The organism is Sphingomonas cellulosilytica, assembly GCF_052321755.1.
In the GTDB taxonomy this organism is placed as follows: Bacteria; Pseudomonadota; Alphaproteobacteria; order Sphingomonadales; family Sphingomonadaceae; genus Sphingomonas.
The window spans coordinates 294,782-319,582 of the sequence record NZ_JBQRTT010000001.1; the positions used below are offsets into that span (position 1 = coordinate 294,782).

General features: G+C 69.5%; 23 protein-coding genes. 16 read left to right on the top strand and 7 right to left on the bottom strand.

Annotated elements, in window-relative coordinates:
* The first annotated feature begins 57 nt into the window (after positions 1 to 57).
* The gene (locus ACTZQ5_RS01390; RefSeq protein WP_443583361.1) at positions 58 to 510 is read left to right on the top strand and encodes an EF-hand domain-containing protein; all 453 of its coding nucleotides are present in this window, start codon (positions 58 to 60) and stop codon (positions 508 to 510) included.
* On the opposite strand, the gene ACTZQ5_RS01395 is transcribed toward ACTZQ5_RS01390, so the two are convergent.
* A complete protein-coding gene (locus tag ACTZQ5_RS01395; RefSeq protein ID WP_443583362.1) occupies positions 507 to 683 on the bottom strand; it encodes a hypothetical protein in 177 nt (58 codons plus the stop codon). The two genes, ACTZQ5_RS01390 and ACTZQ5_RS01395, sit on opposite strands and share 4 nt — an antisense overlap.
* Before the next feature lie 67 nt (positions 684 to 750).
* On the opposite strand from ACTZQ5_RS01395, the gene tgt reads away from it, so the two are divergent.
* The 4 genes from tgt (at position 751) to ACTZQ5_RS01415 (ending at position 6,266) form a co-directional block, all read left to right on the top strand.
* A complete protein-coding gene (gene tgt / locus ACTZQ5_RS01400) occupies positions 751 to 1,899 on the top strand; it encodes a tRNA guanosine(34) transglycosylase Tgt (RefSeq protein ID WP_443583363.1) in 1,149 nt (382 codons plus the stop codon).
* Between the two features lie 2 nt (positions 1,900 to 1,901).
* On the top strand, positions 1,902 to 2,090 hold the full coding sequence (locus ACTZQ5_RS01405; protein ID WP_443583364.1) for a hypothetical protein: 189 nt from the start codon (positions 1,902 to 1,904) through the stop codon (positions 2,088 to 2,090).
* A 142-nt stretch (positions 2,091 to 2,232) separates the two neighbouring features.
* Positions 2,233 to 5,073 (top strand): M16 family metallopeptidase, encoded by a 2,841-nt coding sequence (locus ACTZQ5_RS01410; RefSeq protein ID WP_443583365.1) that lies wholly within the window; start codon positions 2,233 to 2,235, stop codon positions 5,071 to 5,073.
* A 113-nt stretch (positions 5,074 to 5,186) separates the two neighbouring features.
* Positions 5,187 to 6,266: a cell wall hydrolase gene (locus ACTZQ5_RS01415; protein ID WP_443583366.1), complete on the top strand. Its 1,080-nt coding sequence runs from the start codon at positions 5,187 to 5,189 to the stop codon at positions 6,264 to 6,266.
* A gap of 13 nt (positions 6,267 to 6,279) precedes the next feature.
* Here the strand turns inward: ACTZQ5_RS01415 and ACTZQ5_RS01420 are convergent, their stop codons facing one another.
* A complete protein-coding gene (locus tag ACTZQ5_RS01420) occupies positions 6,280 to 8,166 on the bottom strand; it encodes a S9 family peptidase (protein WP_443583367.1) in 1,887 nt (628 codons plus the stop codon).
* Positions 8,167 to 8,277: 111 nt separating this feature from the next.
* Between ACTZQ5_RS01420 and ACTZQ5_RS01425 the strand changes: the two genes are divergently transcribed.
* Positions 8,278 to 8,439, top strand: coding sequence for a hypothetical protein (locus ACTZQ5_RS01425; RefSeq protein ID WP_443583368.1), 162 nt, complete (start codon positions 8,278 to 8,280; stop codon positions 8,437 to 8,439).
* Positions 8,440 to 8,889: 450 nt separating this feature from the next.
* Here ACTZQ5_RS01425 and ACTZQ5_RS01430 read toward each other — a convergent pair whose 3' ends face one another.
* From ACTZQ5_RS01430 to ACTZQ5_RS01445, 4 genes are all read right to left on the bottom strand, one after another.
* Positions 8,890 to 9,291, bottom strand: coding sequence for a glycine zipper 2TM domain-containing protein (locus ACTZQ5_RS01430; protein WP_443583369.1), 402 nt, complete (start codon positions 9,289 to 9,291; stop codon positions 8,890 to 8,892).
* Between the two features lie 80 nt (positions 9,292 to 9,371).
* Positions 9,372 to 9,842 carry a hypothetical protein gene (locus ACTZQ5_RS01435; RefSeq protein ID WP_443583370.1) on the bottom strand — a complete coding sequence of 157 codons (471 nt, stop codon included), beginning with the start codon at positions 9,840 to 9,842 and terminating at the stop codon, positions 9,372 to 9,374.
* 59 nt (positions 9,843 to 9,901) lie between these two features.
* Positions 9,902 to 10,948 carry a retroviral-like aspartic protease family protein gene (locus ACTZQ5_RS01440; RefSeq protein ID WP_443583371.1) on the bottom strand — a complete coding sequence of 349 codons (1,047 nt, stop codon included), beginning with the start codon at positions 10,946 to 10,948 and terminating at the stop codon, positions 9,902 to 9,904.
* Between the two features lie 50 nt (positions 10,949 to 10,998).
* On the bottom strand, positions 10,999 to 11,373 hold the full coding sequence (locus ACTZQ5_RS01445; protein ID WP_443583372.1) for a response regulator: 375 nt from the start codon (positions 11,371 to 11,373) through the stop codon (positions 10,999 to 11,001).
* A 211-nt stretch (positions 11,374 to 11,584) separates the two neighbouring features.
* Here ACTZQ5_RS01445 and kdgD point away from each other — a divergent pair, with 211 nt between their 5' ends.
* The 6 genes from kdgD (at position 11,585) to gyrB (ending at position 19,582) form a co-directional block, all read left to right on the top strand.
* Positions 11,585 to 12,514, top strand: a complete 930-nt coding sequence (gene kdgD / locus ACTZQ5_RS01450; protein WP_443583696.1) for a 5-dehydro-4-deoxyglucarate dehydratase — start codon at positions 11,585 to 11,587, stop codon at positions 12,512 to 12,514.
* Between the two features lie 120 nt (positions 12,515 to 12,634).
* Positions 12,635 to 13,522, top strand: a complete 888-nt coding sequence (locus ACTZQ5_RS01455) for a LysR family transcriptional regulator (RefSeq protein WP_443583373.1) — start codon at positions 12,635 to 12,637, stop codon at positions 13,520 to 13,522.
* Positions 13,519 to 15,063 (top strand): carboxylesterase/lipase family protein, encoded by a 1,545-nt coding sequence (locus ACTZQ5_RS01460; protein ID WP_443583374.1) that lies wholly within the window; start codon positions 13,519 to 13,521, stop codon positions 15,061 to 15,063. Before ACTZQ5_RS01455 ends, ACTZQ5_RS01460 begins: the two co-directional genes overlap by 4 nt.
* Before the next feature lie 64 nt (positions 15,064 to 15,127).
* On the top strand, positions 15,128 to 15,916 hold the full coding sequence (locus ACTZQ5_RS01465; protein ID WP_443583375.1) for a Coq4 family protein: 789 nt from the start codon (positions 15,128 to 15,130) through the stop codon (positions 15,914 to 15,916).
* A 30-nt stretch (positions 15,917 to 15,946) separates the two neighbouring features.
* The gene (gene recF / locus ACTZQ5_RS01470; protein ID WP_443583376.1) at positions 15,947 to 17,002 is read left to right on the top strand and encodes a DNA replication/repair protein RecF; all 1,056 of its coding nucleotides are present in this window, start codon (positions 15,947 to 15,949) and stop codon (positions 17,000 to 17,002) included.
* A gap of 75 nt (positions 17,003 to 17,077) precedes the next feature.
* Positions 17,078 to 19,582: a DNA topoisomerase (ATP-hydrolyzing) subunit B gene (gene gyrB / locus ACTZQ5_RS01475; RefSeq protein ID WP_443583377.1), complete on the top strand. Its 2,505-nt coding sequence runs from the start codon at positions 17,078 to 17,080 to the stop codon at positions 19,580 to 19,582.
* Positions 19,583 to 19,739: 157 nt separating this feature from the next.
* Here the strand turns inward: gyrB and ACTZQ5_RS01480 are convergent, their stop codons facing one another.
* Positions 19,740 to 20,624: a LysR family transcriptional regulator gene (locus ACTZQ5_RS01480; RefSeq protein ID WP_443583378.1), complete on the bottom strand. Its 885-nt coding sequence runs from the start codon at positions 20,622 to 20,624 to the stop codon at positions 19,740 to 19,742.
* A gap of 79 nt (positions 20,625 to 20,703) precedes the next feature.
* Here ACTZQ5_RS01480 and ACTZQ5_RS01485 point away from each other — a divergent pair, with 79 nt between their 5' ends.
* The 4 genes from ACTZQ5_RS01485 to mmsB are packed head-to-tail and all read left to right on the top strand — an operon-like array spanning position 20,704 to position 24,782.
* Positions 20,704 to 22,233, top strand: a complete 1,530-nt coding sequence (locus ACTZQ5_RS01485) for a CoA-acylating methylmalonate-semialdehyde dehydrogenase (protein ID WP_443583379.1) — start codon at positions 20,704 to 20,706, stop codon at positions 22,231 to 22,233.
* Between the two features lie 16 nt (positions 22,234 to 22,249).
* Entirely contained in the window at positions 22,250 to 22,741 is a 492-nt protein-coding gene (locus tag ACTZQ5_RS01490; protein WP_443583380.1) for a hypothetical protein, read from the top strand.
* Between the two features lie 7 nt (positions 22,742 to 22,748).
* Positions 22,749 to 23,891 carry an acyl-CoA dehydrogenase family protein gene (locus ACTZQ5_RS01495; protein WP_443583381.1) on the top strand — a complete coding sequence of 381 codons (1,143 nt, stop codon included), beginning with the start codon at positions 22,749 to 22,751 and terminating at the stop codon, positions 23,889 to 23,891.
* 18 nt (positions 23,892 to 23,909) lie between these two features.
* A complete protein-coding gene (mmsB, locus tag ACTZQ5_RS01500; RefSeq protein WP_443583382.1) occupies positions 23,910 to 24,782 on the top strand; it encodes a 3-hydroxyisobutyrate dehydrogenase in 873 nt (290 codons plus the stop codon).
* Positions 24,783 to 24,801 lie beyond the last annotated feature (19 nt).

Here is a 24,801-nt window from a genome sequence, read left to right on the forward strand (position 1 = left end):
CGGCGCGGCTGATCGCGCCCACTGGCGGTCGGGCGGGCATGCTGGCACACCGGTGCCATGCTGCTCGCCCTCCTCCTCCAGGCTGCCACCCCCGCGATTCCCGCCGTCCCCGGCCAGCCGCCGGCGACCTTCGTCGTCGAGCCGGTCGGCATGGCCATCGCGGGCTTCGACAGCGACGGCGACGCACGCACCAGCCGTGCCGAGCTGGAGGCGGGCGTCCGGCGCAGCTTCGCCGGCGTCGATCCGGGCAAGACCGGCGCGATCGGCTATATCGCCTTTGCCGACTGGGCGGAGCGCTGGCTGGGGGATCGCAACGCCCTGCCGAGCCCGTTCGAGGTGGATGCCGATGGCGACAACCGCATCACGCTCACCGAACTCGAAGCGGCTTTCGCGCGCATCTTCGCCCGGCTGGACGTGGATCGCGACGGCTTCGTCAGCCGCAAGGAACTGCTGACGATCCGTGCCACGGCCGGCCGCACGCTGGGGCCGCCGGGCAAGCGCAAGCGTTAGCCGCCGCCGATCCCCTCGATCACGATGCCGGTGCCGTCGCAGGTCGGGCAGCTGCCATCGTCGATCCGCCCGCTGCCGTTGCAGCGCGGGCAGACGTTCTCGCCGGTGCCGGGCGTGCCGGCGGGGGCCTGATCCCCCGGAGCCATCGAAGGGCTCGCCATGGGCTGGGTCATCGTCGCATCTCCTTCCCGCGTCCAACGCTCGACACCGCCCCAAGGCTTCGCCAAAGCGCGGCGGATCATGTCCGTATCCTCATCCCCGCGCTTCGCCTTCACCATCGCCGCCACCGACGGCCGCGCCCGCACCGGCCAGATCGCCATGCAGCGCGGGGTGATCCGCACGCCCGCCTTCATGCCGGTCGGCACCGCCGCGACCGTGAAGGCGATGAAGCCTGCCGACGTGGCGAATGCGGGTGCGGACATCATCCTCGGCAACACCTATCACCTGATGCTGCGCCCCGGCGCGGAGCGGGTGGCGCGGCTCGGCGAATTGCACCGCTTCATGGGCTGGGATCGGCCGATCCTCACCGATTCGGGCGGCTATCAGGTGATGAGCCTCGCCGACCTCACCAAACGGTCGGAAGAGGGCGTCTCGTTCAAGTCGCACCTCGACGGCACGCGCCACCTGCTCAGCCCGGAACGCTCGATCGAGATCCAGCGGCTGCTCGGCAGCAACATCGTCATGGCCTTCGACGAGCTGGTGCCGACCACTTCGACGCGCGAGGTGCAGGCGGCGGCGATGGAGCGGTCGATGCGCTGGGCCAGGAGGTCGCGCGACGCTTTCGATGCAGGCGGCGCCCATGCCGCCGACAATGCGATCTTCGGCATCCAGCAGGGCGCGCTCGACGAGGGATTGCGCAAGGCATCGGCCGATGCGCTGATCGACATCGGCTTCGACGGCTATGCCGTCGGCGGGCTGGCGGTCGGCGAGGGGCAGGCGGCGATGTTCGGCTGCCTCGACTTCGCGCCGGGCCAGCTGCCCGCCGACAAGCCGCGCTACCTGATGGGCGTCGGCAAGCCCGACGATATCGTCGGCGCGGTGGAGCGCGGCATCGACATGTTCGACTGCGTGATGCCGACCCGCTCCGGGCGGACGGGGCAGGCCTTCACCCGCGACGGGCCGATCAACCTGCGCAATGCCAAGTTCGGCGAGGACCAGGGGCCGCTCGATCCCGAATGCGGCTGCCCGGTGTGCGGCACCTGGAGCCGCGCCTATATCCACCACCTCGTCCGCGCGGGCGAGATCCTCGGCGCGATGCTGATGACCGAACACAACATCTGGTTCTACGAAGCCTTGATGGCGGACCTCAGGAGCGCCATTGCAGGCCAAGCGTTGACCCCGTTCGCCGACGCGTTCCGCGCGCGATACCAACGGGCCAAGGGAGAGTGAGCATGTCGGACCAGCCCAACGAGATCCTCGAAGCCGCCGCTGCCGCCAAGGCGCAGCAGGACGCCGTGGCCAAGACCAAGGACCCGTCGACCAAGAGCCACTGGCCGATGCGCATCATCGGCGTCGGCATCGGATCGGCCGCAGTGGCGGCGGCGGTGCTGTTCGCCAATTCGGGCAAGAAGAAGGACTGACGGGAATCACGCCCCCCTTCCGTCATCCCGGCGTTCGCCGGGATGACGATATCGTGATGCGCAGGTCGTAACGATTGACACCACCCCCAACCTCCGGTTCAACCCCGCGCATCCTTTCCGCCAGAGCCGGAGCCGAAAACCCATGCGCCTCGTTCGTGCCGCCCTGATGCTCGGGGCCGCGCTGCTGCCTCTCGCCGCCACCGCCCAGACGGCGCCTGCACCCGCTCCCGACGCTGCCGCGGTGATGCCGATCGCCTATACCGAGCGCACGCTCGCCAACGGCCTGCGCGTCTATGCGCTGCGCGACACCAGCACGCCCAACGTCGCCGTGCAGGTCTGGTACGATGTCGGGTCGAAGGACGATCCCAAGGGGCGTTCGGGCTTTGCCCACATGTTCGAGCATCTGATGTTCAAGGCAACGCGCAATCTCGTGTCCGAACAGATGGACCGGCTGACCGAGGATGTCGGCGGCTACAACAACGCCTCCACCAACGACGATTACACCAATTACTACGAGGTCGTGCCGGCCAACCACCTGCAGCGGCTGCTGTTCGCCGAGGCCGACCGCCTGGCGAGCCTGGTGGTCGAGCCCAAGAGCTTCGCCAGCGAGCGCGACGTGGTGAAGGAGGAGCTGCGCCAGTCGACGCTGGCGCGGCCGTACGGCAAGCTGTTCTCCACCTACCTCTCCGCCGCCGCCTACACGACGCATCCCTATGCGCGCTCCACGATCGGCAGCATCGAGAATCTGGAAGCGGCATCGATCGATGACGTGCGCGCCTTCCACGCGACCTATTACCGGCCCGACAATGCGATCCTGGTGGTCGCCGGCAATTTCGATCCCAAGCAGCTCGACGCCTGGGTCGACCGCTATTTCGCCGGCATCAAGCGGCCGACCACGCCGATCCCCCGCGTTTCCGTGACCGAACCCAAGCGCACCAGGGCGGTGAGCTACACCGTCTACGAACCCAATACGCCGCTGCCCGCGGTCCTGATGAGCTGGCACGTTCCCGCCGACCGCAATGCGGACATCCCGGCCCTCACCGTGCTCAACACCATCCTGTCCACCGGCGAGAGCAGCCGGATGTACGAAAGCCTCGTCTACCGCGACCAGCTGGCGCAGGATGCCTCCTCGTTCCTCGACAGCAAGCAGGCGACGGGCAACCTCGTCGCCTATGCGATCCTGGCGGGCGGCAAGACGGTGGACCAGGGCGAGGCGGCGCTGAAGCATGAGATCGCCCGCTTCCGCGATTCGACGGTGAGCGCCGCCGAACTGGCCGAGGCCAAGAACGAGATCCTGACCGCCGCCATCAAGAGCCGCGAGACGGCGGAGGGCAAGGCGCGCATCCTCGCCCAGTCGGTCATCATCGACGGCGATCCGCGCGCCGCCGATCGTCAGCTCGCCGAGATCGCGCGGGTGACCGCCGCCGACGTGCAGCGCGTCGCGCGCACCTATCTGCAGGACAGCGAATCGGCGACGATCCGCTACCTGCCCGACAGCGCCAAGCCTGCCGGCCAGAATGGCGACACGATCGCCGTCGCGCAAACAGTCCGCACCGAACCGCTGGCCACGCCGGCGAACATCGCGATCGTCACGCCCGCGCCCGAGGGCGAGCGGGTTCAGCCGCCCGCGCCCGGCACGCCGGTCAAGGCCAACCTGCCGCAGCCGGTCGAGACGCGCCTCGCCAACGGCCTGCGCGTCATCACCGTCGAACGGCACGACCTGCCGATCGCCACCGCCTATCTGGTCGCGACCGGCGGCGAGGTGCTCGATCCGGCGAACCGTTCGGGTGTCAGCAGCCTCGCCGCGACGCTGATGACCAAGGGGACGACCACGCGCTCGGCGACGCAGATCGCGCGCGAGGTCGAAAGCCTCGGCGGATCGATCGGCGCGGATGCGGCAAGCGAAGGCGGCAGTGTCGCGGTGACGGTGAAGTCCGATCAACTCGCGCCGGCGATGACCATCCTCGCCGACGTGGCGACGCACCCCGCCTTCGCGCCCGAGGAACTGGAGCGTGCCCGCGCGCAGCAGGTCGATGCGGTCACCGTCGCGTTCAAGAACCCCGCGCAGCTTGCCGCGCTGGTCGCCGATCGTGCGACCTTCGGCGCCTCGCCGTTCGGCGCGCCCGGCAGCGGCACGCCCGCTTCGCTGAAGGCGATCACCCGCGGCGACGTGACCGCCGCTTATGCCCGCACCTGGCGCCCGGATCGCGCGGCGCTGATCCTGGTCGGTGACGTGACGCCCGCGCAGGCACGCAGCCTTGCCGAGGCGCAGCTCGGCAGCTGGCGGGCACCTGCCGGTGCCGCCGCCGCACTGCCCGCCGCCGGTGCCCTGCCCGCACCGCGGACGGTGGTGGTCGACATGCCCGGCGCGGGCCAGGCCGGCGTGGTGGTCGAGCGGCCGGCGATCCCGCGTTCGGACGCGCGCTATTACCCGTTCGCGGTCGCCAACACCGTGCTCGGCGGCGGCTTCTCCTCGCGCCTCAACCAGGAGGTGCGGATCAAGCGCGGCCTCGCTTACGGCGCGAGCAGCGGCATCGACGCGGCCCGCACCACCGGCAGCTTCGCCGCGCGCACCCAGACCAAGAACCAGACCGCGGCAGAGGTGGTCACGCTGATGACCGCTGAAATGGCGAAGATGGGGGCAGCGCCCGTGCCGGAGGCGGAACTGGCGACGCGCAAGGCGGTGCTGGTCGGCAATTTCGGCCGCGCGGTGGAGACGACCGGCGGCATCGCCGATATCCTCGGCGAATATGTGCTCGATGGCGTGCCGCTGGGCGAGTTGCAGAGCTACACTGCCAAGGTGGAGGCGGTGACCCCGGCAGCGGTCCAGTCCGCCGCTGCGACCCTGCTCGATCCCAAGGCGGCGAGCGTGGCGGTGGTCGGCGACGCCAAACAGTTCATCGCGCCGCTGAAGGCCGCCCGCGCCGATGCGGAGACGCTGACCGAATCGCAGCTCAATCTCGACAGCGCAACGCTGCGGTAACCGGCAATCGCCTGTCGGGCGGTGCGCATCCCCGTGCCACGACGCACCGCCAATCCCTAACTCCCGCCCGCTCCGTCCCACGCCGGGACGGGGCGGAATCCCCGGCGGACGGTATGTCGCGTTTGCGCTATGCGGCGGACATGCGGGTGCCGATGCAGACGATCCGGACGATGACGCGCGTGTGGCTGGCGCTGGTCGGGTTGGGCCTGATCCTCACCCTCGCCCTGTCGACCGCCGCCGCCTGGCGGGCGATCGTCGCGCACGATGCACCCGGCGGGCCGCCGCTGCCGGCCGCTACCGGCTACGAGGCCGAGGAGCATTTCCCCGGAGCCGCGCTGCTCTATGCGAACGCCGCGCCCGACCCCGCCGTCGACACGGCCGCGCCCGCACAGGGGGTCACCGGCACCGCCGCGCTGCCCGCGCTGCCGGTGTCGGCGGCCGCCGCGAACGCCGCGATCCGCGCCGATGCCGGCATCGCCGCCGCCGCGCCCTTCGCCACCCGCCTGGCCAGCACGCTCGATCGCGACCGTGCGCTCCAATGCCTGACGGCGGCGATCTATTACGAGGCGGCGTCAGAGCCGGATGCCGGCCAATCCGCGGTGGCGCAGGTGATCCTCAATCGCGTGCGCCACCCCGCCTTTCCCGCCACCGTCTGCGGCGTCGTCTATCAGGGATCGGAGCACGCCGGCTGCCAGTTCAGCTTCGCCTGCGACGGGGCGATGGCCCGCATCCCGTCGCGCACCGCATGGGCACGCGCGGCACGCCACGCCGCGATGGCGCTCGCCGGCTATGTCTATGCGCCGGTCGGCCTGGCGACGCATTACCACACCTATGCGGTGACCCCGGCCTGGAACCGCAGCCTGGTCTTGACCGACGTGGTCGGCGCGCACCTGTTCCACCGGTGGAAGGGCTTCTGGGGCACGCGTGCCGCCTTCGCGCAGGTCTATCGCGGCGGCGAGCCCCTGCCCGGCCCGCATGCTCCCCCCGCCGCACCGGCTGTCACGCCCGCACCGACGCTGATCGCGGCCGCGGCACCGCTGCCCGTCGCGTCGGCGCCGGTCACCCGCGCCACCGACGTGCGCCCTGCCTATGCGGACAGCGGCACCCCCATCGCCCGGCCCCAGCCCGACAGCCTGCCCCCCGCCGCGACCGTGCTCGACAAGTGGAAGGATTCGGGCAAGCCGCTGTTCTGACCCCGCGCGCGACCTATCGCGCGTTCTTCACATAGCGATCGAACCACGCGACGGTCCGGCGCCGCACGTCGGGTTCGCCGGGCACGCAATGGCCCGCATCCGGATAGATCACCAGGCTGACCGGCACGCCATTGTCCTTCAGCGCGTGCCACCATTCGATCGATTGCGTCGGCGGCACCTCGATATCGCGTTCGCCGACGTAGATGAAGGTCGGCGTCTTCGCCTTCTTCGCCTGATACACCGCCGACACGTCCTCATAGGCCTTCATGTCGTCGTACATCGACTTGCCGAAGAACGGCAGCATCCACTGGTCGATGCCGTTGGTGCCGTAGTAGCTGACCCAGTTCGACAGGCCGGCACCCGCGACGATGCCCTTGAAGCGGTTGGTCTGGGTGTTGGCCCACATCGCCATGAACCCGCCGTAGCTGCAGCCGCTGAGGCCCAGGCGATTGTCGTCGATCGGCGCGATCCGCTCCACCGCATCGATCCCGGCGAGGATGTCGCGCAGGTCGCCGCCGCCGAAATCGCGCTTGTTGGCGGCGGTGAACGCCTCGCCCTGACCGAAGCTGCCGCGCGGATTGGGCATGAACAGATAATAGCCCGCCTTCACCATCTCCGCGATGCCCGATTCGGGTGCCACATAGGTCGGCATCGACACCGCCGACGGCCCGCCGTGCACGACGGTAATCATCGGTGCCTTGCCCTGCGCGGCCTGCGCCGGGGCGATCAGCCAGCCCTGGACGTCATAGCCCTCGTTCTTCCAGCTGACGCTGCGCGCATTCACCAGCGCGGGCGCGGCATCGTTGTCGTGGGTGACCTGACGCACATTGGCGATCGGCCCCGCGTAGATGGCAGGGGCGTGACTGAAATCCTGCACCACCGCCGCGGCGATGCGCCCGTCGGCCGAGAACACCGCGCGGCCATCGCCGGCGGAGGCGGTCGCGGGCTTGGCGAAGCCGGGGACGACGGGCTGCCCCGGCGTCAGCGTGCCGAACTGCACCCGGTCGCCCGCCACGGTGACCGTGCGCAGGCCGCCCCGTGTCCAGGCGATGGTGGTGACGGTGGATTTCGCCCCCTGGGTCACGTTGCGCGGCTCGCCACCGGCGAGCGGCACGGTGAACACGTCGCCGCCGATCGAGCCGAAATCGCTCATCAGCCCGCCGATATAGGCGACCGTCCGGCCATCCGGCGACACGCGCGGCTGGTTGATCTGCGTGGTCGGCCTGGCGATCTGGCGAACGGCGCCGCTTTGCGCATCGATCGCGTCCAGTGTCGCCACCCACCAATTGGCATCGCCGTTGCCCAAGGCCGTCGTCGCGACGAAGCCGCGGCTGTCCGGCGTCCAGTCATATTCGTAGACATAGCGGCCCGCCGGCGACAGCGGCGTCACCGCGCTCGTCGTGCCCGCGACGTCGAACACGGCGAGCCGCTGTTCGTCGTTCTTCTCGCCGATCTCGCCGACCATCCGCGCGCCGGCCTGGGTCGCGCCCGGCTGCTTGGCGGCGCCCAGCGTCACCAGCGCCGCGATCCGCTTGCCGTCGGGCGACACGCGCGGCGTCTGGACGATGCCGTCCACCGTCGCGACGGTGCGGGCGCCCTTCGCGTCGGCATAGAACAGGGTCGTGCCCTTTGCCGCGCCCCGCGCCAGGAACACGATGTCGCCGTTCGGCGCGAACGTCGGATTGCTGTACGAGCAGGTCTCGCACGGATCGATCGTCCGCAGCACGCGCCCGTCGGCGACGCTGCGCACCGTGACGAGGCCACGGCCGCCGGCATATTCGACATCGACGATCCGGTCGCCGGCCGGAGCCAGCGCCAGCCCGGCATAGGAGCGCAGATCCTGCGCGAAGGCGGGTGCGGCGGCGGCAAGCAACAGGGCGGCGGCAAGGGTCAGGCGCATCGGAACTCCGGCATGAGACGGTGTATCACCTTAGCGGCTGCCCATGTCATCGCAAGCGGAACGGCGCCACCGTCCCGTCCGTTGATCCGCCATGTTGCGATGGAGCCGACGATGAAGGACGATATCAAGCCGACGACGGAAACCGACAGCCCCAACCTGTCGACCGAGCATCAACGCCCCGGCGATGCCCGCCGCCCGAGCGAGACGCTCGACAAGGGCCAGCCCAAGGGCGAGACGATCCCTCGCAAGTCGTCGCTGCTCGATAACGACTGACGCCAAGAAACGATGCGGCGGTCGGGAGGCAAGCCGGCGCGACGGAAGCCGTCTGGCCTGTCCGGCCCACTTACCACTCCCGCTTGCCCTGAGCTTGTCGAAGGGCCGCCACCCACCGGCAGTGCGTTCGAGGGAACCGTGTACCTTTCGACAAACAGCCCAGCGTCGGCGAACGCCTGACTGTTCGCCAATGCCCCCCGACCGCCTCCCAGGTGATCGCATATGGCTAGGACGACTGCCGGGGTCGGGTGAAGGCGCATGCCAACCCGGTATCCTTCGTCACCCCGGACGTGTTCCGGGGTCCACCGTGCCGCAAAACCAACAGCGTATTGGTGTGCGGCACGGTGGATGCCGGACCAAGTCCGGCATCACGGATGTCAAAGAACATCGCCCCGGATCCAGAGAGCCCCGTGTGCGATAGCCCTACGGACGATCAGGGTTCGAATTCACCTACCGGCAGCGCACGTTGTTACGGTCGACCGAACGGCCGACCGCAGCGCCGGCCGCGCCGCCCAGCAGCGTTCCGAGCAGGCCCGAGCCACCCGGCGCGATGATGTTGCCGAGCACGCCGCCTGCGACGCCGCCGACGATCAGGCCGGTGGTGCCGTCGTTGCGGCGGCAATAATATTGCCCGTTCTCACCACGATAGATGCGGTCGCGGTTCGACAGGCGACGCTCGCGATACCGGGCATTGTCGACATAATAGCGGTCGGCATAATAGCCGCCATAGGCCGGATCGACCCGATCATAATCGTAGGACGAATAGCCCCGGTAGCGGCTGTCGCCGCCATAGGTGGCGCAACCGCTCAGCGTAGCCGCCGCGGCGATGGCGGCGATCAAGGGTGCACGCATCGGATCCTCTCCTGATATGGCTCAATGATCTGGAGAATGCGCGCGCACCGAAATGGTTGCGCCAAGGAAACGACGATGGTTCAGGCCGCGCCCGTCGCCTCGCTGAAGCCGCTGCCGCGATCGGCGACCAGCGTCGGCGCGGGGCCGGTGGCGGGGCGCAGCGCCTCCTTCTCCTCGTCGGTCGGCACCGCGGTGGGATCGGGGCGGAAGGCTTCGACCGCACGGGTATCGTTGCCCGGATGGGCATCGCCCATCAGGTCGGTCGGCACGTGCTCGGCGGCCGGATTGGCGGGACGCTCCTCGAAATGCTTGTCGGTTTCCGCCATGCCGACGGGCGCCGCCGCCATCGTCGCCGGACGTGGTGCGATCGGGCTCGTCGTGCTATCGCCGGGAACCGCGCCGACGCCGGAGCCAGCGCCGGATCCGGCATCGTCCGACCCGCTCCCGCCCTTGCGCGGGTTGGGGCCGAACGCCGCCGCCGCCGCGGTCCAGGCCGCCGCGCCGGCGACGAAAGCACCGAGGCCGAAGCCGATCTTCTTGTAATCCATCATCATTGTCCCGGTCTGCTGGCTTTGCCTTGCCCAACGGCAGGGCTTCGCCAGGGTTCCGATCAGCGCCGGGACGATGGCCGGGGCGGGCATCCACCGGCCGGTTCGCCGCCCAGACGCACCGATCGCCAGCCGGTGTCGGCGACGGGCGCGATCTGGCAGCGGCGCAGCTGGAACCGCACCTTGCGCGCGCCGAAATCGAGCGAGACGCGGCGGAAATTGGCCATCAGGTCCGTTCCCAGCATCATCGCCGGCGTGTCACGCAGCCCGAACAGGGCGAACGGCGGCAGGTCGGCGAACCCGACGGCGACGTTGCGCATGGTGATGCTGCCGACGCGCATCTCCGGCACGATCGCCAGCGGCACCACCATCGTCTCGCCCGTCACGCTGACCAGCGTCGCCGGCACCATGTCGGGCGGTGTGCGGCGGCGATACAGCGCGTCGCGCAGCGCGAGATTGCCGATGGTCAGCTGCGATCCGGTGTCCACCACCGCGCGGATGCCGACCCCGCCGGCGCGCGCCTGGGTCAGGATCAGCTGTCCGCCACGACGGCGCGCGGTGACGACGATCTCGTCGGCGCGTGCCTGCACCGGACGACGCGTATCCTCGACCGTGATCGCATTGGTTTCGAAATCGAGCATCAGCCGCTGCCCGCGCAACGCGTCGATGCCGATCAGCCCGCGGGCACCCAATGCGCTTTCGGGCAGCACCGGTGCCGCGATATCCTCCACCACGCTGCCACCGATCCCCAGCCGCGCGATCATGGCGGTGTCGCGACGGCTCGACCCGGCCATGCCGTGCAGCATCACGGACCGCCCCGCCGGCAGCTGAAGGGCACGTGCCAGCCGCTCGCCGATCACCGAGCGATCGGCTCCGCTGTCCACCACGAAGCGATACGGCCCGCGGCCATCCACCGTCACCCCCACCGCCATGCGCGTGTCCAGCTGTTCGCCGGCGATGCTGTCGCCCGTGATCTCCAGGGCATCGTCGATCTGCGCTTCGCCCGGCGCGATCCGCGGCGGCGGCGGCGTATCGGGCACGCGCTGCGGCAGCCGCGCCGCACCCAGCGACAGCACGCCGGCAAGCCAGACGAGGCGCCACGCGACCATGGCCGATCGTAGCACCGCCCGGCCGCCGACGCCAACCGGCGCGCCGATGGTTACCGCGTCAACCGGTTCAGCAGCGCCGCAACCTCCGCATCGCGAAACGGCTTGGCGATGGCGGGGCACGCGCGAAACCGTTCGGGCAGGTCCTCCGCCCGATTCGCCGTGATGAAGGCGAAGGGAACGCCGTCCGCCGCCAGCCGGTCGGCCACCGGATAGGAGAGGTCGTCCGCCAGCCGCACGTTGAGCGTCGCCGCATCGGGCGGCTCGGCGAGGCCGTCCAGCAGCGTCAGCGCCGCTTGAACGGTCGCCACCGGGCCGATCGCCGTGCCACCCGCATCCTCCACCACGTTGCGCAGATGCTCGGCGAGCAGCCATTCGTCTTCGACCACCAGCACCCTTTTACCCTGCAACCCGCCGGCCCCGTCCACCTCGACACTCCATCGCCACCGAAAAACCCGGCCACAACCGCCAAGCGGCAGCAGCGATCCCGCCGGATCAAGTCCTTGGCCCGATCGAGCCAAGCCGTGCATCGATCCATCGCGGCTTTGGTTTGGACGCCCCCCGCCCCGCCCCCTACCCAGCATGGCGAGACCCGCGTCGCAGCGACGGCGCCGACAGGAGAGACAGCCAGTGACGACGATGAGCCCCGCCGACATGGCGCGCCACCTGGGCGGCGGCCTGCTGTCCTTCCCCGTCACCCATTTCGACGCCGACGGGCAGTTCCTCGAGGGGCCGTATCGCGAACATTGCGCCTGGATGCTCGGCCACGAGCTGACCGGCCTGTTCGCCGCCGGCGGCACCGGCGAATTCTTCTCGCTCACCCCGGCCGAGGTCGCGACCGTCGTCGCTGCCGCCGTGAAGGAGGCGAACGGACGGCTGCCGGTGATCTCCGGCTGCGGCTACGGCACCGCGATCGCCACCGGCATCGCCCGCGACGCCGAGCGCGCGGGCGCCGACGGCCTGCTGCTCCTCCCTCCCTATCTCATCGGCGCCAAGCAGGAGGGACTGGAACGGCATATCGAGGCGGTGTGCCGCGCCACCGGCCTCGGCGTCATCGTCTACAACCGCGACAATGCGGTGGTCGACGACGAGACGCTCGCCCGGCTGTGCGAGCGCAACCCCAATCTCGTCGGCTTCAAGGACGGCGTCGGCGACATCGAGCTGATGACCCGCATCTATGCGCGGATGGGCGACCGGCTGACCTATATCGGCGGCCTGCCCACCGCGGAAACCTTCGCCACGCCCTATCTGACGATGGGCGTCACCACCTATTCCTCGGCGATCTTCAACTTCATGCCCGAATGGGCGCTCGCCTTCTACAAGGCGGTGCGTGCCGACGATCGCGCCGAGGTGCTGCGCCAGCTGCGCGATTTCGTGCTGCCCTATATCACCTTGCGCAACCAGGGCCGCGGCTATGCGGTATCGATCGTCAAGGCGGGCATGCGCATCGTCGGGCGCGACGCCGGCCCGGTGCGCTCGCCGCTCACCGACCTGTCGCACGACGAGCACGAGCGGCTGCGCGTCCTCATCGAACGGGTCAATCCGCAGGCCTTCGCCGCCGCGGCCTGACCTTTCGTCATTGCTAGCGCAGCGAAGCAATCCAGGGCGTCGCGCGTGGCTCTGGATTGCTTCGCTGACGCTCGCGATGACGGTGATTGCTACTGCGTCAGCCCCTTCTAGGGTGTAGCCATGTTCGAACTCAGCCAGCTCCGCTGCTTCGTCGCCGCCGCCGAGGAACTCCACTTCGGCCGCGCGGCGCAGCGGCTCAACATGACGCAATCGCCTTTGAGCCGGCAGATCCAGCTGCTCGAGCGCATCCTCGACGTGACGCTGCTCGAACGCACCAGCCGCAACGTCGCGCTCACCCCTGCGGGCCGCGTCTTCCTGATCGAGGCGCGGCGCATCGTCCGCCTCGCCGAAAGCGCGCAGCTGTCCGCGCGCCGCGTCGCCAAGGGCGATGCCGGCAAGGTCGCGATCGGCTTCACCGCGGTGTCGGGCTACAACCTCGTGCCCCAGATCGTCGCGCAGGCGCGCGCGGCGCTGCCCAACATCGATCTCGAACTGCGCGAGATGGTGACCACCGATCAGGTCGATGCGCTGCTCACCGGCCTGATCGACATCGGCTTCATCCGCCCGCCGATCACCCGGCAGGAATTCGACACCGCGCTGGTGCTGCACGAACCCTTGGTCGTCGCCTTGCCGGCGGGCGATCCGCGTGGCGCCAAATCGGTGCTGGAGCCCGCGGATTTCGACGGCCAGCCGCTCATCATGTATGCGCGGCAGGGCGCGGGCTATTTCCACGACATGCTGATCCGCCTGTTCGACGAAGCCGGGGTCAGCCCGCACTACGTGCAGCACGTGACGCAGATCCATTCGATGCTCGGCCTCGTCCATGCCGGGCTGGCCGCGGCGATCGTCCCCGAATCGGCGTCCGGCCTGCACCTGATGGACGTCCAGTACCGCCGCCTCACCACCGAGCCGGAACGACCGGTCGAACTGTTCATGGCGTGGCGGCGCGAAAATCATAATCCGGCGCTGCCGCCGATGCGGCGCCTGTGCACGGAGATGGCGGGATGATCGATCGTCGCAGCCTCCTCGCCGGCATCGCCGCGCTGCCGGCCGCGGCGGCGGGCGCGCGGGGCGGCGATCCGGTCGCCACCACCCGGCATGGTCGCGTGCGCGGCCTGCGCGAGGACGGCGTGCTGGTCTTCCGCGGCATCCGCTACGGCGCCGACACCGCGCCCCGCCGCTTCCGCCGGGCCGTGGCACCGCAGCCATGGCGCGATATCGCCGACGCCACCCATTACGGTGCCGCCGCGCCGCAGACGCGCGCGGACGAACCGACCAGCGAGGATTGTCTGTTCCTCAACGTCTGGACGCCCGCGCTCGACGCCGGGCGTCGGCCGGTGATGGTCTACCTGCACGGCGGCGCCCATGCGCACGGATCGGGATCGGACCCGCTGTATGACGGCGGCCGCCTCGTCCGCCGCGGCGACGTAGTGGTGGTGACGCTCAACCACCGGCTCGCCGGCCTCGGCTATGCCTATCTCGCGCAGTCCGGCGGACCGGCGGAGAGCGGCAACGTCGGCAATCTCGATATCGTCCTCGCGCTGCAATGGGTGCGCGATTCGATCGCCGCGTTCGGCGGCGATCCGAACCGCGTGATGATCTTCGGCCAGTCGGGCGGCGGCGCCAAGGTGGTGACGCTGATGGCGATGACGGAGGCCCGGCCGCTGTTCCACGCCGCCGCGACGATGAGCGGCCAGCACGTCACCGCCGCCGGCCCGAACCACGCCACCGCCCGTGCCCGCGCCTGGATGGCGAAGGCCGGCGCACGCGACGCCGCCGCACTCGCGACGCTGCCGATCGGCCGGCTTGTCGAGGCGATGGCGATGACCGACCCGCTGGAGGGGAAGGGCGAGATCAGCTTCACCTCGACGCTCGATCACCAGGTCCTCACCCGCCACCCCTTCTTCCCCGATGCCCCGCGCGAGGCGGCGCACATCCCGCTGGTCGTCGGCAACACGCATGACGAGACGGCGCTGTGGATCGAGCCGATCCTGAAGCGCGGCGACACGACATGGGCGAACCTGCCCGAACGCCTGCTCGCCCAGATGACCAAGGACGTCGGCGTCGACCATGTCATCGCGCGCTATCGCCAGCTGTACCCCGAACGGACGCCGGGGCAGATCCTGCTCGCCGCCTCCACCGCCGGCCGGTCGTGGCCCGGCCACCTCATCCAGGCGGAGGAGCGGGCGAGGATCGGCGCGCCGACGTGGATGTACCAGTTCGACTTTCCCGCGCCGGAGGCGGGCGGCGTGCTCGGCGCCTTCCACTCGCTCGATATCGGCCTCGTCTTCGACAACACGCGGCTGCCGAGCGCCCGCACCGGCAACGACGCGGCTGCGCAGGCGCTCGCCGGCCGGATGGCGGATGCCTTCATCCGTCTCGCCCGCACCGGCGATCCCAATGGCGGCACCCTTCCCGCCTGGCCGCATTACGATCTTGCCCGCCGCCCGACGATGATCTTCGATCGCCGCGTCCGCGTGGAGGACGATCCCCGCCGCGAGGAACGCCTGCTGTTCGCGGTCGCGCCCTATATCAAGCCGGGCGGCTGACGATCTTGTCTACGTGACCCGGACGCCATATACTGACACAATTGTCAGTAAGGAATCGAGTCCGATGGCGAAGCTTCCTCCCTTTCCCGGCACCACCGGCAAGCGCGCCTGGCGCACCGCCTTCGGCGCGCTGCGCAAGCTGCTCGCCAATGGCGACGATACGACGCAGGTGTTCCGCATCATGCGCGCGCTCAACGTCGGCGATACCGCGCAGGCCTATGGCCGGCTGCTCGCGACCAGCGACGGCGGGCGCATCGCCTACGAGCGGCAGGAACTGGCGCAGCGTTTCTCCGACCGCGCCTGGGTCGACGGCTTCGCGCCCGGCACGGTCGGCGCCGCCTATCGCGACTTCCTCGACACCACCGGCTATTCCGCCGATGGCCTCGTCGAGGTGAGCCGCATCGACCCGAGCGACACCGACGTCGTCCACCCCTATGCCTGGATGGGCCGGCGGACGCGCGACGTGCACGATATCTGGCATGTCCTCACCGGCTACAAGGCGGACGAGACGATGGGCGAGGCCTGCCTCGTCGCCTTCTCCTATGCGCAGACGCGCGGGCTCGGCTGGGCGTTCATCGCCGGCGGTGCGGCGCTGAAATCGCTGCGCGCGACCGGCGGCACGCTGTTCGCCAAGGCGGTGCGCGAAGGCTATCGCAACGGCAAGCGCGCGGCCTGGCTGCTCGGCGAGGATTACGAGGCGCTGATGCATGAGCCGCTCGATGCCGCGCGCCGGCGGCTGCGGATCGCCGACCCCGTGCTCTACCGGCAGGCACAGGTCGCGCTCGGCGCGCAACTCGCCTCTTATGCCTCCGCGCAAAAGGAACGGGCGCAGGCGAAGGCGGCACTCGCCTAACCCCTTGCGATGCTGCTAGGCGCAGGCGCAATGCTGTCGCGCCTTCGCCTCACCGATTTCCGCAACCATGCGGGGCTGGTGCTGGCGCCCGGCCCCGGCTTTGTCGTGCTGACCGGCGAGAACGGCGCGGGCAAGACCAACGTGCTGGAGGCGGTGTCGCTGCTCGCGCCCGGCCGCGGGCTGCGCCGGGCGGCGCTGTCCGACATGCAGCGGCAGGACGGGCCCGGCGGCTTCGGCATCGCCGCGACGCTGGCGGCGGCGGGCGGCGACGTGGAGATCGCCACCGGCACGCTCGCGCCCGCGCCCGAACGCCGCCAGCTGCGCATCCAGGGCGCCGCTGCCACCGCCAATACGCTCGGCGAATGGCTGACGGTGCTGTGGCTCACCCCGGCGATGGACCGGCTGTTCGTCGAGCCGGCGGGCGAGCGCCGCCGCTTCCTTGACCGGCTGACGCTGGCACTGGTGCCCGCGCACGCTCATCATGCCGCCCGCTACGAAGCGGCGATGCGCGCACGCAACCGCCTGCTCGGCGCCGAGGAACCCGCCGACCCCGAATGGCTGAGCGCGCTGGAGGCGCAGATGGCCGAGCATGGCGGCGCCATCGAGGCGGCACGGCGCGACACGGTGGCGGCGCTCTCCACCCGGCTCGCCGACCAGCCCGACGGCCCCTTCGCCCGCGCCGCGCTCGCACTGGAGGGATGGAGCGGCGATGCGGCGCAACTGTCCGCCGAACTGCGGCAGAACCGCGCCCGCGACGCCGCCGCCGGCCGCGCGCTCGCCGGACCGCATCGTGCCGATCTCGCCGTCACCCACCTCGGCAAGGGGCAGGCCGCCGCGCTCGCCTCGACCGGCGAACAGAAGGCGCTGCTGCTCGGCATCGTCCTCGCCCATGCCGAACTGGTCGCGGAGCGCACCGGCCACGCCCCCGTCCTGCTCCTCGACGAAGTCGCCGCCCACCTCGACCCGCTCCGCCGCGCCGCCCTGTTCGACCGCCTCGCCGGCCGCGGCCAGGTGTGGATGACCGGCACCGAACCCGCCCTGTTCGCCGCGATCGGCGAGGATGCGACGCGGGTGGCGTTGGGCTGACGGTGTTGCGGGACGGCCTGGACAGGCTGCCCATTTCGCTTTCGTTACAGCGTGCCAATCCCTATATCGTGCGCCATGGCAGAACCCCAGAATGCGAACGAATACGGCGCCTCGTCGATCAAGGTGCTGAAGGGCCTCGACGCGGTGCGCAAGCGGCCGGGCATGTATATCGGCGACACCGACGACGGATCGGGCCTCCACCACATGGTGTTCGAGGTCAGCGACAATGCGATCGACGAAGCGCTCGCCGGCCATTGCGACCGGATCGACATCCAGCTGAACGCCGACGGATCGGTCAGCGTCACCGACAACGGCCGCGGCATCCCGACCGGCATCCACCCGGAGGAAGGCGTATCGGCGGCCGAGGTCATCATGACCCAGCTCCACGCCGGCGGTAAGTTCGAAAACACCAGCGACGACAATGCCTACAAGGTGTCAGGCGGCCTGCACGGCGTCGGCGTGTCGGTGGTCAACGCGCTGTCGGAATTTCTCGACCTCACCATCTGGCGCGATGGCGAGGAGCATTACATGCGCTTCGCCCATGGCGATGCGGTCGCGCCGCTCAAGGTCGTCGGGCAGGCCGAAGGCAAGAAGGGGACGCGCGTCACCTTCCTCCCCTCGCCCGCGACCTTCAAGATCACCGAGTTCGACTTCGACAAGCTCGAACATCGCTATCGCGAGCTCGCCTTCCTCAATTCGGGCGTGCGCCTGTTCCTCACCGACGCGCGGCATGACGAGCCCAAGACGGTCGAACTCTATTACGAGGGCGGCATCGCCGCGTTCGTAAAGTGGCTCGACCGCGCCAAGACGCCGCTGTTCCCCGATCCGATCGCGATCATGGGCCAGCGCGACGAGGTCGGCATCGACGTCGCGCTCGAATGGAACGACAGCTATTACGAGAACGTCCTCGCCTTCACCAACAACATCCCCCAGCGTGACGGCGGCACCCATATCGCCGCGTTCCGCGCGGCGCTGACCCGCACGCTCAACAATTACGCGGAAAAGTCGGGCCTCCTCAAAAAGGAGAAGGTGACGCTGACCGGAGACGACATGCGCGAAGGCCTCACCGCCATCGTCTCGGTCAAGCTGCCCGATCCCAAGTTCAGCAGCCAGACCAAGGACAAATTGGTCAGCTCCGAGGTGCGCCAGCCCCTGGAATCGCTGATGGCGGACAAGCTCGCCGAATGGCTGGAAGAGAATCCGGCGCACGGCAAGGCGATCGTCGGCAAGGTGATCGACGCCGCCGCCGCGCGCGAGGCCGCCAAGAAGGCGCGCGAGCTGACCCGGCGCAAGGGCGTGATGGACATCGCCTCGCTGCCCGGCAAGCTCGCCGACTGCCAGGAAAAGGACCCCGCCAAGTCCGAGCTGTTCCTGGTCGAGGGCGATTCGGCCGGCGGCTCGGCCAAGCAGGGCCGCGATCGCCATTTCCAGGCGATCCTTCCCCTGCGCGGCAAGATCCTCAACACCGAACGCGCGCGCTTCGACCGGATGATCTCCAGCCGCGAGATCGGCACGCTCATTCAGGCGATGGGCACCGGCATCGGCCGCGACGACTTCAACGCCGACAAGCTGCGCTACCACAAGATCGTCATCATGACCGACGCCGACGTCGACGGCGCGCATATCCGCACGCTGCTGCTGACCTTCTTCTATCGCCAGATGCCCGAGCTGATCGAGCGCGGCCACCTCTTCATCGCCCAGCCGCCGCTCTACAAGGCGACGCGCGGCCGGTCGGAGGTGTATCTCAAGGACGATGCCGCGCTCGACGATTACCTCGTCGAGGCGGGCGTCGGCGCGATGGTGTTCGAGGCACCGGGCGGTCCGCGCTCCGGCGCCGACCTCAAGCATCTCGTCGATCACGCGCGCCGCATGCGCACGCTGATGCGCTACGTGCCGCGCCGCTACGATCCGGTCATCATCGAGGTGCTGGCGCTCGCCGGCGCGCTCGACCCGACCTTCACCCGCGAACAGCGCGCGGCGACGGTGGCGGAGGTGACGCGGCGGCTCGACTCGGGCGACGAGGAGGCACGCTGGACCGCGCGGCTGACCGAGGACGGCGGCATCCACTTCGAACGGCTGTGGCGCGGCGTCACCGACCACCATATCGTCGAGGCCTCGTTCATCGCCAGCGCCGAGGCGCGAAAGCTGCACGGCCTCGCCGCCGAACAGGCGGACAGCTTCGCCCATGCCGGCAAGCTGATCCCCGCCAAGGGTGCGGCCGCCGAGCCCGACGCGACGCCGGAGGGAGATGGCGCGATCGGCAGCGTCGCCACCACCCCCGCAACTGCCGTCGCACGCGGCGAGAGCTTGGTCGCACGGCCGTCGCAGCTGCTCGACGCGATCCTCGCCTCGGGCCGCAAGGGCCTCGCCATCCAGCGCTACAAGGGGCTGGGCGAGATGAACGCCGAGCAATTGTGGGAAACCACGCTCGATCCCTCGAACCGCACGATGCTGCGCGTCACCAGCGACGACGTCTCGGCCGCCGACATGATCTTCACCCAGCTGATGGGCGAAGTCGTCGAACCGCGCCGCGAATTCATCCAGGACAACGCGCTGAACGTCGCGAACCTGGACGTGTAATTGCGTCAATTCCTCCCTCGGCGCAGCCGGGGGAGGGGGACCGCCGCCGTAGGCGGTGGTGGAGGGGGCGTCTCCTCAAGCACGACGTGCGTTGCTTACCTCCCCCTCCGTCACGCCTTCGGCGCGCCACCTCCCCCTGGCGGGGGAGGAATCGGGTTTATCCGAACCACCCCCGCTGCGCGGCCACCACTCCCGTCAACCACTCGCGAAACGCCCGCACCCGCTGCGACCCGCGCGTGTCCTGGTGCGTCACCAGCCAGAACGAGCGGCGGATCGTGCGTTCGGGCAGCACCCGCCTGAGGCTGCGGTCGGCATCGCCGATGAAGCGCGGCAGCACCCCCAGCCCCGCCCCCGCCGCGATCAGCCGGTATTGCGCGTTGATGCTGGAGCTGCGGATACGCGGCACCAGCCCCTCGTCGATCTCGGCGAGGTAGCGCAGCTCGGGCGCATAGAGCAGGTCGGGGACATAGCCGATCAGCGGATGCTCGCGCACGGCCGCCGCGTCGCCCGGCAGCGGATGGCGCGCGGCATACAGGTCGGACGCATAGAGGCCGAGCGCATAATCGGTCAGCTTGCTGCTCACCAGCGGCCCGGTCTGCGGCCGGGCGAGCAGCACCGCCACGTCCGCCTCCCGCTTCGACGGGCTCAGGAACCCGCTGCTCGCGACGAGATCGACGGTCAGGTCGGGATGCGCCGCCGTGAAATCGCGCAGGTGGTGCGCGACGAACCAGGTGCCGAATCCCTCCGACACGCTGACCCGCAGCACGCCCGACAGCCGGTCCGGGTCGGCACCGATCGCGACGATGCCGGACGCCGCCCGCTGCATCGCTTCCGCTGCCGTCAGCAGCGCCTCGCCCGCCGCGGTCAGCGCCTGGCCCTCACGCGATTGCTCGAACAGCGTTTGCCCGAGCGTCGCTTCCAGCCGGCGCAGGTGTCGCGCCATCGTCGTCGGATCGACGCCCGCGGCGGCCGCCGCTCGCGCGATCTGCCCGGCACGCGCGATAGCGAGGAAATCCTGAAGGTCGTCCCAGCGCAGCTGCATATATGCAGGCCAGCATGGCAATATACGCCCTTGCCTGCAATCCTGATGGCGCCGATCCTGCCATGAAACGGAGAGGTTCATGCGCGACATCGACCATTACATCGTCGGCGGCAGCACCGCCCCCGTCGCCCGCTATGGCGACGTATTCGATCCCAACAGCGGCACGGTGCAGGCGCGTGTCCCGCTCGGCACCGCCGCCGACCTCGATCGCGCGGTCGCCGCCGCGCAAGCCGCGCAGCCCGGCTGGGCCGCGACCAACCCGCAACGCCGCGCCCGCGTGATGTTCCGCTTCAAGGAACTGGTCGAGGCGAACATGGACGCGCTCGCCCACCTGCTCAGTTCCGAGCACGGCAAGGTGATCGCCGATGCCAAGGGCGACATCCAGCGCGGGCTGGAGGTGATCGAATTCTGCTGCGGCATCCCGCATGTGCTGAAGGGTGAATATACCCAGGGCGCCGGCCCGGGCATCGACGTCTATTCGATGCGCCAGCCGCTCGGCATCGGCGCCGGCATCACCCCGTTCAACTTCCCCGGCATGATCCCGATGTGGATGTTCGGCGTCGCCATCGCCTGCGGCAACGCCTTCATCCTCAAGCCCTCCGAGCGCGATCCCTCGGTACCGGTCCGCCTTGCCGAACTGATGCGCGAGGCCGGCGCGCCGGAAGGCATCCTGCAGGTCGTCCATGGCGACAAGGCGATGGTCGATGCGATCCTCGATCATCCTGCGATTTCCGCGGTAAGCTTCGTCGGCAGCAGCGACATCGCGCATTACGTCTACCGCCGCGGCGTCGAGGCGGGCAAGCGCGTCCAGGCGATGGGCGGCGCCAAGAACCACGGTATCGTCATGCCCGACGCCGATCTCGACCAGGTCGTCGCCGATCTCTCCGGTGCCGCCTTCGGTTCGGCAGGCGAGCGCTGCATGGCGCTGCCCGTCGTCGTGCCGGTCGGGGACAAGACCGCCGATGCGCTGCGTGCCAAGCTGATCCCGGCGATCGAGGCGCTGCGCGTCGGCGTCTCCACCGATGCGGAGGCGCATTACGGCCCGGTGGTCAACGCCGCGCACAAGCAGCGCGTGGAAAACTGGATCCAGACCGGCGTCGACGAAGGCGCCGAGCTGGTCGTCGACGGCCGCGGCTTTACCCTGCAAGGCCATGAGAACGGCTTCTTCGTCGGCCCGACCCTGTTCGACCGCGTCACCACCGACATGAGCGCGTACCAGGAGGAGATTTTCGGCCCGGTCCTCCAGATCGTCCGCGCCCCCGATTTCGAGACGGCGGTGCGCCTGCCGAGCGAGCATCAATACGGCAACGGCGTCGCGATCTTCACCCGCAACGGCCATGCCGCGCGCGAATTCGCCGCGCGCGTCAACGTCGGCATGGTCGGCATCAACGTGCCGATCCCGGTGCCGGTCGCCTATCACACCTTCGGCGGGTGGAAGCGTTCGGCATTCGGCGACACCAACCAGCACGGTATGGAGGGCGTCAAGTTCTGGACCAAGGTCAAGACGGTGACGCAGCGCTGGCCCGACGGTTCCGCCCTCCCCTCCGGCAGCGAGGATGGTGGACCCAGCCGCATCCAGGATGCGTTCGTCATCCCGACCATGGGATGACCTGAGGATAATGACGATGCGTACGACCGTGATCCTTGCCGCCGCGCTCACCCTCGCCGCCTGTTCGGGCGGCGAGTCGGTCGACAACCAGAGCGGCGGCAGCGCCGCGGTCGAGCCGACGCCGAACAATCTGATGGACGATCCGCAGAATGCGGTGGTGCCGATCCCCGCGCCCAGCCCTTCGCCGATCGCGGCGATCCCCGCCGCCTTCCAGGGACGCTGGGGCATGGTCGGCGCCGATTGCGACCCGGCACGCGCCGACAACAAGGGGCTGCTGACCATCGCCGGCGACCGCCTGTCCTTCTATGAATCGCGTGGGCAGGCCGGCAGCATCCGCCAGCTCCGGCCCGCACAGATCGCCTTCGACCTGCCGATGAGCGGCGAGGGGATGACGTGGAGCGAGCCGACCACGCTTACCCTGCTCGACGACGGCAAGACGCTGGTGCGCGAAGCCAAGGGCTCGCCCGACCGCGCCGGCGCCTTCCGCTACAGCCGCTGCCCCGCCTGAGGACATGATGAACCAGTTCGACCTTACTGACGATCAGCGCGAGATCCAGGACCTCGCGCGCCGCTTCACCGCCGACCGGATCACCCCGTTCGCCGCCGAATGGGATGAAAAGCACATCTTCCCGCGCGACACGATCAAGGCGGCGGCCGAACTGGGCTTCGCCGCGATCTACGTGTCGGAGGACAGCGGCGGCATCGCGCTCGGGCGGCTGGAGGCGGCGCTCATCATGGAGGCGATGGCCTATGGCTGTCCCTCGACCAGTGCGTTCATCTCGATCCACAACATGGCATCATGGATGATCGACCGCTTCGGGTCGCAGGGGGTGAAGGACACATACCTCCCCAGCCTGGTCACCATGGACCGGCTGGCGAGCTATTGCCTCACCGAACCCGGCTCCGGCTCGGACGCCGCCGCGCTCAAGACGCGCGCGGTGCGCGACGGCGACCATTACGTCGTCACCGGTTCCAAGCAGTTCATCTCCGGCGGCGGCGAGAACGAGGTGTACGTCACCATGGTTCGCACCGGTGAGGAGGGGCCGAAGGGCATCTCCGCGCTGGTGATCGAAAAGGACATGCCCGGCGTGTCGTTCGGTGCCAACGAGCGCAAGCTCGGCTGGCATTCGCAGCCGACGCGGCAGGTAATGTTCGACAACGTCCGCGTGCCGGTGGAGAATCTGGTGGGTGCCGAGGGCGAAGGTTTCCGCATCGCGATGATGGGGCTGGACGGCGGCCGGCTCAACATCGGCGCATGCAGCCTGGGCGGGGCGCAGCGCTGTATCGACGAATCGGTCCGCTATACGAAGGATCGCAAGCAGTTCGGCAAGGCGATCGCCGACTTCCAGAACACGCAGTTCACGCTGGCCGATATGGCCACCGAGCTGGAGGCGGCACGCGCGCTCCTCTACATGGCGGCCGCCAAGGTGACGGCGAACGCGCCCGACAAGACGCGCTTTGCCGCGATGGCCAAGCGGCTCGCCACCGACACCGGATCGGCGGTGGTCGACCGCGCGCTGCAGCTGCACGGCGGCTACGGCTATCTGATGGACTATCCGATCGAGCGCTTCTGGCGCGACCTGCGCGTCCATTCGATCCTGGAAGGCACCAACCAGGTGATGCGGATGATCGTCGGCCGCGACCTGCTGCGGCAATAAACAACGAGAGGATTGGGCATGGCACGCGTCGCCTTCATCGGACTGGGCAACATGGGCGGCGGCATGGCCGCGAACCTCGCGCAGAAGGGGCATGACGTCCGCGCCTTCGACCTCAATGCTGAGGCGCTGGACAAGGCGGAGGCGGCCGGTTGCCTGCCCGCTGCCAGTGCGGCGGAGGCGGTGGACGGTGCCGAGGCGATCGTCACCATGCTCCCCGCCGGCAGCCATGTCGAAAGCGTCTATGCCGACGCGGTATTCGGTCGCGCGCCGGGCGGAGCGATTCTGATCGACTGTTCGACGATCGACGTCGCCACCGCCCGCCGCGTCGCCGAGGCCGCCACCGCACAGGGCCTGGCCGCCGTCGATGCGCCGGTGTCGGGCGGCATCGCCGCCGCCAACGCCGGCACGCTCACCTTCATGGTCGGCGGGCAGCAGGAGGCGTTCGAGCGCGCGCAGCCGTTCCTCGCCGACATGGGCAAGGCGGTGATCCACGCCGGCGCCAGCGGCGCGGGCCAAGCGGCGAAGATGGCGAACAACATGCTGCTCGGTGCCACGATGATCGCGACCTGCGAAGCGTTCCGGCTGGCCGAGCGGCTCGGGCTGGATGCCCAGACCTTTTACGACATCTCATCGGTCAGTTCGGGGCAGAGCTGGTCGATGACCAGCTATTGCCCGGTCCCCGGCGTCGGCCCGGAAACGCCCGCAGACCGCGACTATCAGGGCGGCTTCGCCGCGGCGCTGATGCTGAAGGACCTGCGCCTCGCGATGCAGGCGGCCAAGGATGCCGGCGCGGTCACCCCGCTCGGCCGCCACGCGACCGAGCTGTACGAGGCCTTCGTCGCAGAGGGCCAGGGCACGACGGACTTTTCGGGGATCATCCGGACGTTGTGATGAGCTGATTCGCCGTCTC